Origin of the sequence: Merdimmobilis hominis, assembly GCF_900104615.1 — a bacterium.
In the GTDB taxonomy this organism is placed as follows: Bacteria; Bacillota; Clostridia; order Oscillospirales; family Ruminococcaceae; genus Merdimmobilis; species Merdimmobilis hominis.
The window spans coordinates 1194371-1207106 of record NZ_LT629939.1 but is presented as its reverse complement, the minus strand read 5'-3'; the positions used below and the strand labels follow the sequence as shown (position 1 = coordinate 1207106).

14 protein-coding genes are annotated in these 12736 nt (G+C 57.4%); 8 read left to right on the top strand and 6 right to left on the bottom strand.

The features are described 5' to 3' along the window. Nucleotides 1-48: 48 nt before the first annotated feature. The gene (gene trhA / locus BQ5353_RS05885) at nt 49-699 is read left to right on the top strand and encodes a PAQR family membrane homeostasis protein TrhA (RefSeq protein ID WP_054332256.1); all 651 of its coding nucleotides are present in this window, start codon (nt 49-51) and stop codon (nt 697-699) included. Nucleotides 700-757: 58 nt separating this feature from the next. On the opposite strand, the gene BQ5353_RS05880 is transcribed toward trhA, so the two are convergent. The 6 genes from BQ5353_RS05880 to BQ5353_RS13395 all read right to left on the bottom strand — a co-directional run bounded on the left by BQ5353_RS05880 (nt 758) and on the right by BQ5353_RS13395 (nt 6763). Further along, nucleotides 758-2812, bottom strand: a complete 2055-nt coding sequence (locus BQ5353_RS05880) for a bifunctional diguanylate cyclase/phosphohydrolase (RefSeq protein ID WP_054332255.1) — start codon at nt 2810-2812, stop codon at nt 758-760. 28 nt (nt 2813-2840) lie between these two features. Continuing rightward, nucleotides 2841-3197: an Hpt domain-containing protein gene (locus BQ5353_RS05875; RefSeq protein ID WP_054332254.1), complete on the bottom strand. Its 357-nt coding sequence runs from the start codon at nt 3195-3197 to the stop codon at nt 2841-2843. Nucleotides 3198-3635: 438 nt separating this feature from the next. Continuing rightward, nucleotides 3636-5090, bottom strand: a complete 1455-nt coding sequence (locus BQ5353_RS05870; RefSeq protein ID WP_071427475.1) for a GntR family transcriptional regulator — start codon at nt 5088-5090, stop codon at nt 3636-3638. Between the two features lie 173 nt (nt 5091-5263). Continuing rightward, nucleotides 5264-6100 carry an Mrp/NBP35 family ATP-binding protein gene (locus tag BQ5353_RS05865; RefSeq protein WP_054332250.1) on the bottom strand — a complete coding sequence of 279 codons (837 nt, stop codon included), beginning with the start codon at nt 6098-6100 and terminating at the stop codon, nt 5264-5266. Beyond that, the gene (locus tag BQ5353_RS05860) at nt 6093-6470 is read right to left on the bottom strand and encodes a DUF134 domain-containing protein (RefSeq protein WP_204211284.1); all 378 of its coding nucleotides are present in this window, start codon (nt 6468-6470) and stop codon (nt 6093-6095) included. Before BQ5353_RS05860 ends, BQ5353_RS05865 begins: the two co-directional genes overlap by 8 nt. 170 nt (nt 6471-6640) lie before the next feature. Next, the gene (locus BQ5353_RS13395; protein ID WP_267888276.1) at nt 6641-6763 is read right to left on the bottom strand and encodes a hypothetical protein; all 123 of its coding nucleotides are present in this window, start codon (nt 6761-6763) and stop codon (nt 6641-6643) included. Between the two features lie 212 nt (nt 6764-6975). Between BQ5353_RS13395 and BQ5353_RS05855 the strand changes: the two genes are divergently transcribed. The 7 genes from BQ5353_RS05855 to BQ5353_RS05825 all read left to right on the top strand — a co-directional run bounded on the left by BQ5353_RS05855 (nt 6976) and on the right by BQ5353_RS05825 (nt 12733). Further along, on the top strand, nt 6976-7797 hold the full coding sequence (locus BQ5353_RS05855) for an epoxyqueuosine reductase (RefSeq protein WP_054332248.1): 822 nt from the start codon (nt 6976-6978) through the stop codon (nt 7795-7797). 92 nt (nt 7798-7889) lie between these two features. Next, entirely contained in the window at nt 7890-8945 is a 1056-nt protein-coding gene (locus BQ5353_RS05850; RefSeq protein ID WP_071427474.1) for a lipid II:glycine glycyltransferase FemX, read from the top strand. Between the two features lie 156 nt (nt 8946-9101). Continuing rightward, nucleotides 9102-9425, top strand: a complete 324-nt coding sequence (locus tag BQ5353_RS05845) for a cyclic-di-AMP receptor (protein WP_054332247.1) — start codon at nt 9102-9104, stop codon at nt 9423-9425. 24 nt (nt 9426-9449) lie between these two features. Further along, a complete protein-coding gene (locus tag BQ5353_RS13390) occupies nt 9450-10415 on the top strand; it encodes a DNA polymerase III subunit (RefSeq protein ID WP_054332246.1) in 966 nt (321 codons plus the stop codon). A gap of 127 nt (nt 10416-10542) precedes the next feature. Then, complete coding sequence (locus tag BQ5353_RS05835) at nt 10543-11409, top strand: PSP1 domain-containing protein (RefSeq protein WP_071427473.1); 867 nt, start codon at nt 10543-10545, stop codon at nt 11407-11409. A gap of 202 nt (nt 11410-11611) precedes the next feature. Next, nucleotides 11612-11782 carry a DUF362 domain-containing protein gene (locus tag BQ5353_RS05830; RefSeq protein ID WP_054332245.1) on the top strand — a complete coding sequence of 57 codons (171 nt, stop codon included), beginning with the start codon at nt 11612-11614 and terminating at the stop codon, nt 11780-11782. Between the two features lie 222 nt (nt 11783-12004). Further along, the gene (locus BQ5353_RS05825; protein ID WP_054332244.1) at nt 12005-12733 is read left to right on the top strand and encodes a tRNA1(Val) (adenine(37)-N6)-methyltransferase; all 729 of its coding nucleotides are present in this window, start codon (nt 12005-12007) and stop codon (nt 12731-12733) included. Nucleotides 12734-12736 lie beyond the last annotated feature (3 nt).

The window sequence follows — 12736 nt, the reverse complement described above, 5'->3', positions numbered from 1 at the left end:
ATATCCTATAATCTGGTTTTTAAAATTATGTGAGTGGAGGTGCCGAAGATGTCTCACTATTTACAACATGCTAGGGACCCTATTAGCAGTTATACCCATTTTATTGGTGCACTGCTCTCTGTTCTGGGGACTGGCGTATTGGTTGCCGCCAGCATATCCCGCCAGGTGGGCTGGATGACCGGGCTTTCCGCAGCGGTTTTCGGCCTGTCCCTGGTGGCTTTATACGCCACCAGCGCCACCTACCATTTTGTCCATGGGACTGACCGGGTGATTCTGCGGCTGCGCAAGCTGGACCATTCAATGATCTATGTGCTCATTGCCGGTTCTTACACCCCCATGCTGCTCAATCTGTTGCAGCCGCCCAAATCCTACTTGTTTACAGCGGTGATTTGGCTGTGCGCCGTGGTGGGCATCGCAGTGAAGCTCTTTTGGTTCTCCGCGCCCCGGTGGTTTTCCACCGCCCTGTACATCCTTATGGGGTGGGCGATCGCCTTTGACCTGCCGTCCCTAGGGGCCCTGCCTGCCGGGGGGATTGCCCTTTTAGCTGCCGGGGGAATCTCCTACACCATCGGCGGGGTGATGTACGCCGTCAAAAAGCCCAACATCAGTGCAGATTTTGGGTTCCATGAGCTGTTCCATCTCTTTGTTATGCTGGGCAGTTTCCTCCACTTCCTGGTGGTGTTCTTTTATATCCTATAGTGGCAGACAAAACAGCCCCCGCAGGACAACGGTGTTCCTGCGGGGGCTGTTTGCGTTTTTAATTGTCCATTGGGGAGAGAACCGACAAAAATCCTTGGATGGATTTGTCATACAGCCGGTACTGGTTCCGCCCACTCTTTTTAGCGGAATAGAGGGCTTGGTCTGCGCAGTGGAACAGCCGCTCGTACGCCTCCCCGTTTTCCGGGCAGAGGGAGATCCCCATGCTGATGGAGATTTGAAAATCCTTGTATTGGCCGGTCAGGGTGTGGAACACCCGCTGGATTTGAGGCATGGCGTCGCTCTGGCACTCGGCAAAAATCAGGAATTCATCCCCACCCACCCGGGCGGCGATGTCGCCCTGCCGAATGTTCTGGCGCATCCGCTGGGCCACATATTTGAGCACCTCATCCCCGAAGATGTGGCCAAACTGGTCGTTGGCTGACTTGAAATAATCCACATCAAAGAGGATCATGGCAAAGTTTTTGCCCTCATTGGCGGCAATTTTAGCTTCAATGGCTTCCCGGGCCGCCCGGTGGTTGTACAGGGAAGTCAGGGAATCCTGGGCTGCAAGCTGGCGCAGGTTGGCCAGCTCCAGCTGCTCTTCGTGGATGTCGATGAACTTGCCGATGACAGTGGAGTAGTTGGCCCGGTCTTCGCTGTCCCACAGGGTGCGGGCTACCACTTTGAACCATCGGGGTTCCCCTTGGACCGACAAGCAGTAACTCCCGCTGACAATGGGGTCGGTGGGAGTGGTGCCGCGCAGAAGACAGATAAAGCTTTGAAAATCCGCAGCGGGGAAGACCTTCTGGAGTTGTTTGCTCTGCTTGGGGTGGGCGATCAGCTCCGGAAGGGCCAGGTATCTGGCCCCCCATTCCGAAACCTCCAGCAGGTCTGAGTGAATGTTATATTCGAACTGGACCTCCTGGGACATGGAGGCGAAGAACCGGTATTTGATCCGCTCCTGATCCAACAGGGCCAGGGTGCGGTTGGAGGCCCGCAGTTCGTTGCTTGCGATCAGCTCGGTGGCGATGCTTTGAATCTCCATGGAGGACATGCCGCTGGGGGAGTTTACCCGAACCTCTTCCTCAATATGGCTCCCGGCATCCACCAGACATTCCAGCAGGATGGGGTTAAAAGCCCCGCATTCCCCCCGCAGGATCATCCGCATGGATTCCTCGTGGGAATAGGCGGGTTTGTATACCCGTTTGCTGGTCAAGGCGTCATAGACGTCTGCCAAAGAGACCACCTGGGCGGCGATGGGGATGTCCTCCCCTTTGAGACCGTCGGGATACCCACGGCCGTCATACCGTTCATGGTGCCAACGGCAGATGTCATGGGCCACCCGGATCAGCTCCTCCTCTTGGAGGTTGGGGGCATTCTGCAAAATCTGTGCCCCGATGGCACAGTGGGTTTTCATAATGGCAAATTCCTCATCGGTCAGCCTGCCCGGTTTGTTGAGGATATCCTCCGGGATGGAGATTTTGCCGATGTCATGGAGGGCCGAGGCGTTTACAATCAGGGCAATTTTGGAGGAGGTCAGGTTGTACCGGCTGGTGCGGGCCACCAGTTTTTTCAGCAGAAGCTCGGTGATCACCCGGATGTGAAGGACGTGCAGGCCGCTCTCCCCATTGCGGAACTCCACGATGTTGGAGAGGATCTCCACCATCAAAAAGTTGTACCGCTCTTTTTCTAAAATCTGTTCGGTCACCATGCCCTCCAGGTTTTTCTGTTTGGTGTACAGCATGATGGTGTTGCAGACCCTTCGCTGAACCGTCTTTTCGTCAAAAGGACGGTTGATGTAATCGGTTGCGCCCAGGTCGTAGGCATGGTCAATGTAGCTAGAGGAGGTCTCCGCCGATATGGTGATCACCGGGATGCTGTGGATCCAGCCGCTTTTGTTCATAATGGTGAGCACTTCAAAGCCGTCCATCCGCGGCATGACGATATCCAGCAGCACCAGCGAGATATTGGTGTGGTATTTGCCCAAGAGGGCGATGGCCTCTATGCCATCGCGGGCCTCTAAGATGTCGTATTCGGCAGACAGAATATCCGCCAACAAAGATCGGTTCATTTCGGTGTCATCAACAATGAGGATACGGTTCCTTTTTTCCATCCACTACACTTCCTCTATGGTTCGCCCTCTAGGCTTGGGACAATCCCTGAATTGCGGCGAGAATGGTGTTGTAATCGCCTTCCAGTTGGGCGAACAGCGGGCCGATATCCTCGGAGGGAGGCCCGGCGCGGAGCGCTTCGGTGACTGCGCTGCTGGACTCTGCCAGTGGGGTCAGCCCCAGGTTCATGCTGATGCCCTTTAGGGAGTGGGCGGCCCGGAAAGCTTCTTCGTACTGATTTTCCGCCAGCGAATGGCAAAGGATAGAAAAGCTTTGGTCTGCGGGGAATTTTAAGAGGAACCGGCGGATGCGGTCTTCATTCCCCAGCCGGCGGATCACTTCGTTGTAATCGGCGCCGATGGCGGCGTAGTATTGCTGAACAGTCATTTCGTCACCCTCCATAGGACAGAGATTCGGGGATTGGGCTGGGTCCTTGTACAAGGTATGCAGTTCCCAGGGCAGAGTTCCTATGCCCATAGGCTTCCCCAGGCAATGGGGCGCCTCGGGATAGAAGGCACGGCCCGTCCTTGGCAAAAGCATTGGCCGGCATGGGGGCGCTGTGGTGATACTGGCATCTTCTGTAGGCCATCCTGTGGCAATAAGATAAGCAGGGAAAAACGAGGGCTTTTCCCTGCCTGTGCTTGCTGTCTTTATGGAGCGGGTTTTGCCCCGCCAATACCTGTTTGTGTAAGTCCACAACCATTATATCAAAAGAGGCTCCTATTTAATAGGGTTATTTTAAAAATATATTTTCTAAAAGCTCCCCGAATAGCGAAAAAACCGCCCTTTTGGGCGGTTGGAGGAAAGGTGGAAGTGGGGATAATATCACGGTTTGGGAAGCCCTTCTACCAAGACAATGGGCTTCACGCCCCCCGCCCCGTGCTGGAGCAGCAGCGTCCTGCTGAACAGGAGAAGGGAATCAAAGTGCCATTTGGCCTCCCAGCAGAAGGCGTCCAGATCACGCCTCTCCAGGTACAGGGCCAAAGTGTCGGCGCAGTGGCAGTACATCCGGCTCTTCTCCGGGCTGCCAGCCAGGCAGGAAAGGGGATGGCCCCACACCAGCTGTTCCAACAGGCGGGCATACAGCTCCCGAACCACCCCATTGCCGGAAGCGTCGATCATCAGTTGGCAGAACAGCTCGGTGATGGCATTCCAGCGGCCGGAGGCGGCAATTTCCCGCAGGTTGGCGGCGGTGGAGGCCAGCTGTTGCTCCCCGATTTGGGGGAAAGTGTCCCGGATGATGCCGGGGGCGGTGAGGCTGAAAATCTGTAGGGCCTGCAGGTACTTAGCCATCATGGTGCGCATGGTGTAGGTTTCCAAGCCGTTGGCCACCGTTTCCGGGTCGAGGGGGACCGGCTTGGTTCCCTTGCCCCCTGAGGGCTGGGTCACCCCAATGCTGTTCATCACCCCGGTGGCCCGGCGGATCGTGCTGCGGCTCACCCCAAACTGATCCGCCAGGGTGTTGATGGGGGGGAGGCGCTGCCCCATGGGCAGTTCCCCCAAGGCGATTTGATGGATCAGTTTGTAAACCACGCTGTACACCTGACGGGGGCGGCCCCGGTAAACCTGCCACTCAAAGGAAACCGGCTGTACATCCGGGGGCTGGGGGCTGTCGTGGAAGGAGGCGTACAGGCGAAGGGCGTTGTCGTCCAGGTGTTGGCAGATCTGCCGGCGCGCCTCGGCATGGTTCCCCTGCCGGCAGAGGCCGAGGAGGGAGAGAAGGCTGCCGCAGCTGCACAGGAACCCGCCGTCCTTTTCTCCTCCCCGGGCGGAAAAAGGATAGGCCTGGAACAGTGCCAGGTCACAGAGCAGGCCGGTGAGCATGGGGTTGCCCAAGGGGTGGAGCATCTCCTCCAGCAGGTAGATGCTGCCTATAAAATCCTGGTTGGAGGGGTCATCCTCCCACCGGGAAAGCCGCTTTGCATCCTTTTCCGGGAGGAGCTGAAGGGCGGCCAGCAGGATGTCTGCGGACACCATGGACTCGAAGGCGTAGATGTCCCGGATGGCGTCCCTGCGGGACCAGAAGTGGACGGCGTAGTTTTGCTCAATCTCTTCCGGGGTGAGACGGGCAACCACCCGGAACCGTTTGCCGTCCATGGCGATCCAGCCCTGGCTTTCCAGCATGGCGAGGGCCTGCTGCACCGGGCGGATGGAGACATGGAACTTGTCGGCCAGATCCCAAATGGGGGGAAGGGATTCCCCATGGGACACCACCCCACACTGGATCATCATAAGGAGATACTCATAAATCCACTGATACAAACTGATATCTTCTTTCATGGCTGTTCCAACCCTCTTCCACATAGCTGTCGTTCCGGCAGGCGCGCCGGGGATCATCGGGTCATTGCGGGAAACCGGGGGCGTTGTCCTCTTCATGGGGGCAAGGGGGAGCTACTCCCGCCAAAATGCAGCAAAGACAGCCCCCTTTGTATGGGAGCTGTCTTTGCAAGGGTTTAGTCGCCCAAATGTTCCAACAGGTCGGCGGCGCCGTCCAGCCAATCCCCTTCGACCTCTTCGATCCGGCCCTGGTCACAGGCGCTGGCGATGGCAGGGTCGATGGGAAGGCGGCCCAGTACATCCAGCCCATAGGCGGCAGCCACATCCTCTAAATGGCTTTCGCCGAAGACATGGATGTGTTTGCCGCAGTCTGGGCACTGGACATAGCTCATATTCTCAATCAAACCCAAGATGGGGATATTCATTTTTTTGGCCATGTTGACCGCTTTGCCCACGATCATCGAGACCAGCTCCTGAGGGGAGGTGACGATGAGGATGCCATCCAGGGGGATGGATTGAAAGACGGTCAAGGGAACATCACCGGTTCCCGGAGGCATGTCCACAAACATAAAGTCTACGTCGCTCCAGATCACATCGGTCCAGAACTGTTTTACCGTATTGGCGATAATGGGACCCCGCCACACCACTGGATCAGTCTCATGATCCAACAGCAGATTGACCGACATGATGTCCACGCCGGTCTTGGTTTTGGTGGGGAGAAGGCCGAACTGGCTGGCCATGGCTTTTTCGTGGATGCCAAAGGCCTTGGGGATGGAGGGGCCGGTGATATCCGCGTCTAAAATGGCGGTGTTGTAGCCCCGGCGGTTCAGAAGGACCGCCATCAGGGAGGTCACCAGGGATTTGCCGACGCCGCCTTTGCCGCTGACTACGCCGATCACCTTGCGGATGGAGCTCATCTCGTGGGGGGACTCCAAGAAATCCTCCGGCTTCATCTGGCGGGAGGGGCAGTTCTGGGTGCAGTTGCCGCAATCGTGGTTGCATCCTTCACTCATTGGATTTCAACTCCTTACCTATTTGCAATTCATTTGGGTAACACCTGGAACAGGAATGGGGGCATCCCTGGCCGCTGGAGGCCAGTTGGTAATTGCCGCCTTCGATGACAATGGGGCAACCCTCGCACAAGGCGCCGGCCACCTTTTGGCGGGCGCGGTACAAAATCCGCTGGAAGGTCCCGCGGGAGACCTCCATCCGCTGGGCGGCGCTGTCCTGTTCCAGCCCTTCCAGGTCGCACAGGCGCAGGCTTTCCAGCTCTTCCAGCCGCAGGGTCACCGGTTTGCCGCAGGGGCGTTTGGGGGTGAAAACCCGATTGTCTGGGGCGATGCACACCCGCCTGCATTTGGTTGTCCTGGGCAGAATGTCCACCTCCTGACCGCAATACTTGTGGAATGGGGGGCATATTGTGCATATGCCCGGTTCCACTCCCCTCAATTATACCGGCTCCGGCAGAGGGTGTCAACCACAGGAAACATGGCGGCGGCCAGAGTAAAAAGAAGCCGGTTCCCCCAGAATAAACCAGGGGACCGGCGAACTATTTACCAGTGAAATTTATTTTTGAGATAGCGGTAGGCGGTCTGCACCGCGGCGAGGATCACGGCAAGCCACAAAAATTTTGTGATAAAGGTCGCAAGGTCGATGACGATAGACAACAGATCCAATGCCTTGGCCCTCCTTTCCTTATTCATCATACCGGGGGGGAAAATCTTTGTCAAGGCAAAAGAGGGCGAATTGGGGCGGAAAACCCGCCAAAACTTCCCATGGAGGAAATCCCCTGGAAACCGGCGGGCAAAAAGCGGCCATTCACAGAAAAAGGGTGGAAAAGGGCGGCCAAATATGCTACAGTAAGGGATGATCCAAGGGGGGAAGGCATATGCTGAAAGAGATTGTCACCGGCGGGGGAATCAGCCAATTTGGCGTTGCCGCCTTCGCCGACTGCCTCCCGCTGCTGCCCTGCCGGGGGGCGGCCCGCATCCCAGCGGGAGCCAGGTCGGTGATCGTCTGCCTGCTCCCCTATTATGTGGGGGATTACCCGGAGCGGAATATCTCCCGGTACACCTTGGCCGACGACTACCACACCATCGGCCGGGGGATGTTGGAGGAGATAGCCGCCCGTCTGGGAGAGGCCTATCCCCAGGGTTCCTTTGCCTGCTTTGTGGATTCCTCCCCCATCCGGGAGGTCTATGCCGCCTATCTGGCAGGGCTGGGGGTCATCGGCCGGAACGGCCAGCTAATCCACCCGGAATTCGGTTCCTATGTGTTCATCGGGGAGATCGTCACCGACCTGGAGTTTCCCCCCTCCACCCCCTTGCCGGGGGGCTGTTTAGGCTGCGGGGCCTGTGTCCGGGCCTGCCCTGGCGGGGCCCTCAAAGGGGATGGCACTGTGGAGGAAAGCCGCTGCCGTTCCTATATCACCCAGAAAAAGGGGGAACTGTCCCTTTGGGAGGTACAGGCCATCCGCCAAGGGGGGATGGTTTGGGGCTGCGACCTGTGCACCGACGTCTGTCCCCACAACAAAGGGGCCCGTTGGTCGGACATCCCGGCCTTTTATCAAAATGTGGTTCCTATCCTCACCCGGGAGAACCTTGCCGTTCTAAAAAAATGCAAGGCGCTGGGGTTCCGGGGGAAAGGGGTGCTGGAACGGAATTTGGCTATCCTCACTGGGGAGTATCCGCCCCAGGGGGGGAAAGAATAGGAAGAAAGACACCGCCAAGGGAAACCCAGGCAAAACAATACAGCAGCGCCGCGGCTTTGCAGCGGGCATTTTTACAAGGAGGGGACCGTTCCATGGAAATTATCACACCCGCCCAGTATGGGGAATATGACGCCTTTGTAGCCAGCCATCCCCAATCCAGTTTTACCCAGTGCACCGACTGGCAGAAGGTGAAAAACAATTGGGGATATGAGGCGGTGATCAGCCGCAGCGCCAGCGGGGAGATTGTGGGGGCCATGGGGGTTCTGATTCAAAAGATCCCCATGATCGGCACCAGCTTTTTGTACGCCCCTCGGGGCCCGGTGTGCGATCTGCACAACAAGGCCATCCTGCTGGATCTGAAAAACGGCGCCGATGAACTGGCCCGCCGGTACAATGCCCACGCCATCAAGTGGGACCCGGATATCCTCTTCACCGACACCGAGGCAGTGGAGAACCTAAAGGCGTTGGGTTTTGTCCAGTCCTACGGCCCCGATGGGTTTGAAGGCATCCAGGCCCGGTTCAACTACCGGCTGTATCTGAACGGCCGCACCGAGGATGAGGTCTTTGCCGCCCTGACCCAGAAGACCCGGTACAATGTCCGGGTAGCCCGGAAACACGGGGTGGAAATCCAGGTGGTGGGCAAGGAGCGGCTGGATGATTTTATGGGTCTCATGGAGACCACCGGCCAGCGGGATGGCTTCAACATCCGGCCCAAATCCTACTTTGAGCGGATGCTGGACTCTTTGGGGGAGAAGGTGCGGCTTTACATGGCCTTTTATGAGGGGCAGCCCATCTCCGGGGCCATCACCACCAACTTTGGAGGCAAGACCTGCTATGTCTATGGCGCTTCGGACAACGCCCACCGCAATGTGATGCCCAACTACCTGATCCAGTGGGAGATGATCCGCTGGGCCATTGAAACCGGCTGCTGGGTTTACGATTTCCAGGGGGTCTCCGGCATTCTGGAGGAGAGCCACCACATGTATGGCCTCTACCGGTTCAAACGGGGGTTCAACGGCACCCTGGATGAGCTTGCCGGGGAGTTCGACTACATTTACCAGCCCCTCAAGGCCAAGATGGTGGACCAGGCCATCGCCTTAAACGGAGCCATGCGCACGGTGAAGCGGAAACTCCAACACAAAAATTGATTTAGCCTCCGGGCAATGTGTTTAGGGCTTGATAAAATATGGGTATAATTTGTTAAATTTGTGCAAAAGCTGTGGCTTTCCTCTTCAGAATGTGGTAGAATAAAGCCATAGAGGAACACAGAGATGTCCTCATCCATTGATAAAGGGGGTCCCATTATGAAATTGATTCTTGCAATTGTATCCAATGACGACAGCCAAAAAGTGCAGATGGCTTTGACCAAAGAGAGATTCTCGGTCACTAAACTGGCGACAACCGGTGGCTTCCTGATGTCCGGCAACACCACATTTATCTGTGGTACAGAGGATGAGAAGGTTCCCCAGGTCATCGAAATCCTGCGCACCCACAGCCAGAAGAGAACCCAGATGGTTCCCTCCTCCGCATCCTACGGCGTCGGCATGTTCACCTCCTTCCCGGTGGAAGTCCAGGTGGGCGGCGCTACCGTCTTTGTGCTGGATGTGGAGCAGTTTGTAAAACTCTAACCGCATAGAATGGGAGAAGCCCAGTTGAATCAGGATTTTTATTACAACGATAGAGCACTCAAAACGCTCGCCGCGCTGACCGCCGGCGGGCGTTTTCCCCATGCTGTCCTGTTGGAGGGGCAGGAGGGCTGCGGAAAGAAGACCCTGGCCTTGCGCCTGGCCGCCGCCATCCTCTGCGAAGGGGAAGGGGAGAAACCCTGTGGGGACTGTGGGCCTTGCCATAAAGTCCTCTCCGGCAACCACCCCGACGTGATGGTGGTGGGGGAAGAGGGGGGGAGCCGTTCCTTCCACATCGACGCCATCCGCCAGGTGCGGCTGTCCGCCTATGTGAAGCCCAACGAGGGGAAGGCCAAGGTCTATATCCTCTGCGACGCCCAGAACATGACCGTCCAGGCCCAAAACGCCCTTTTGAAAATCATCGAGGAGCCCCCGTCCTACGGGGTGTTCCTCCTCACCTGTGACAACCGCTCCAAACTGCTGCCCACCATCCTTTCCCGGGTGGTGACTATCCCGGTGGCAACCCCCACGCCGGAGGAGTGTCTGGCGGTGCTGCCGGGGCTCCGCCCGGACCACACGGAGGAGGAATACCAGTTCGCAGCCACCCTTTCCGAGGGGAGCATCGGCCGGGCTCTGGCCGCTTTGGATGACCCGGGAGCCTTGGGCGCCGAGCGGGATGCGAAACAGCTGCTGGACCTCCTCTTCCAAGGGGAGGAGTACCCTATGCTCGCCTTATTGAGCCGGTATGAAAAGGATCGGGAAGGGTTTTTGCGGCTTTTGCAGGCGGCCAAGGATCGGGTGGCGGGGCAGTTGACGGGGCAGTACCTCGCCCCTGGAAAGTCCGGCCAAACCCGCCAGATTACACCGTTGCAGGGAATGCGGATCGTTGGTATAATAGAAAAAGCCCAGCAAAAGGCGGCCCAGAATGTCAATTTGACCTTGCTGACCACCCAATTCTGCGGGCGGCTCAAGGCGGCCCTGCCCAGGGGATGACCTTGCGTGGAAAGCGGGCCCCCACAGGGGCCCCAGAGAAACTGAGAGGATTCTGCCGGAGGTTTCCGGCTTCCCCAACAGGGGGATGGAATAGAGATGGGGCAAACGCCCAAAAAGGAGGAAGGAAATGGCAGAAGTGATCGGCGTTCGCTTTAAGAACGTTGGCAAAGTATATTATTTTGACCCCAATGGCAACAAGATCGCCAAAGGGGCCCATGTAATCGTGGAAACAGCCCGGGGTGTGGAATGCGGCGAGGTGGCTGCGGGCAACCGGGAAGTGGAGGAACACGAGATTGTAAAACCCTTGAAAAAGGTGATCCGGGTGGCAACCAAGGCCGATCTGGACCAGGTGGAACGCAACCGCCAAAAGGAAAAACAGGCGGCGGAGGTCTGCCAGAAAAAGATCCAGGAACACAAGCTGGATATGAAGCTGGTGGACGTGGAATACACCTTTGACAGCAACAAAATCCTGTTTTACTTTACAGCGGATGGCCGGGTGGATTTCCGGGAATTGGTCAAGGACCTGGCCTCGGTGTTCCGCACCCGGATTGAGCTGCGGCAGATCGGGGTGCGGGATGAAGCCAAAATGTTGGGGGGATTGGGCGTCTGCGGGCGGCCTTTCTGCTGCTCCACCTTTTTGGGGGAGTTCCAGCCGGTTTCCATAAAAATGGCCAAAGAGCAGGGCCTTTCCCTCAACCCCACCAAAATCTCCGGCACCTGTGGCCGGTTGATGTGCTGCCTCAAATTTGAGCAGACCGCCTACGATGACCTGCTGCGCACCACCCCAAAAGTGGGCGCCACCGTCAATACCCCCGACGGGCGGGGCACGGTCCAGGAGGTCAACCTGCTCACCGGTGTGCTCAAGGTGCGGATGGACAAAGCCATGGACGCTGCGCCCCACATCTTCGACAAGAGCGAGGTCCGCGTCATCCGGGATGGGCAGATCAAGGTGAAGGACGACGAAGCCAAAGCCCTCAAAAAGCTGGAGGGGTAACCTAGCCGAGGGTTTTATGAGAATCTATTTTTTTAAAGGCCGCAGCCCATGGGCTGCGGCCTTTTCCAGTTTTGTGTGGCAGGGTGCAGCGGGCGGATGATTGAGAGAAAGCTAATTCATTCACAAATATTTTATGGAAGATTGATTGATTTTTTCCCGATCTATGGTACAATGAACTTGAACATTTAAGGAGGTGTAACCCATGGCATATGCAATTTCTGATGAGTGCATCAGCTGCGGCGCATGCGAGGCTGAGTGCCCCGTAAACGCGATCTCTGCTGGTGACGGCAAATATGTGATCGACGCAGCTACCTGCATCGAGTGTGGCGCTTGCGCAGGTGTTTGCCCTGTTGGCGCTCCCAGCGCTCAGTAGGCTCCGGTTCGCACATAGGAAGATGGGTACAGCCCCACGCTGTACCCATCTTTTTTTGACCCATTTCCCAATGGATGCTATAATGGCCACAGGGAAGCGGATGGCAGGGAATTTCTGCCTGGCCCTCTTGCTGGGGAGGGCATGGGAAGCCTTTGAAAAGCCGGCGGCCCGAATACTTACTGAATTTATGGGGCTGGCCCGCGGCCCGAAAGGAGAAATGGCATGGAACTGGATTTCCCCCACCATTATGAAGCTTTAGGCGACCGGACCCTCTGCGTCACCCCCGACCACAAATTCGGCACCGACGCCTTTCTGTTGTCGGATTTTGCCGCGCCCCGGCGAAAAGACCTGGCCTGCGATTTGGGCACCGGGTGCGGCATCATCCCCATGCTGTGGTTCCGCCGGCCGGAGGATGCCCCTAAACTGGCCTTTGGGGTGGACATCCAGCAAAAGGCCATTGCCCAGCTGACCGCCTCGGTGGAGAAAAACGGCCTTGGGGGAAGGCTTATCCCCATCTGCGCGGATTTGAAGGATCTTCCGCCCCAGCTGGAGTCCGGCCGGTTTGACCTGGTCACCTGCAACCCTCCTTACAAAGTGGAGGGAGGGGGAATCCTAAGCGAGTGGGAGAGTGAAAAAATCGCCCGGCATGAGACACAGTGCAGCCTTGCCGATGTGGTGGCCGCTGCGGCCCGGCTTTTGAAGTTTGGGGGGCGGTTCTGCCTCTGCCAGCGGCCGGAGCGGCTTTGCGATGTCCTCACCTTGCTTCGTCAGCAGGGTTTGGAACCCAAGCGGGTGCGGTTTGTCCAGCAGCGGCCAGGGTCGGCCCCCTGGCTCTTCCTCTGTGAGGGGAAGAAGGGGGCAAAGCCTTTTTTGCAGGTGGAGGCTCCTCTCCTCATCGAGGGGGAGGACGGCTTCTCAGAAGAACTACTGAAAATCTATGGGAAAAGGTGAAAC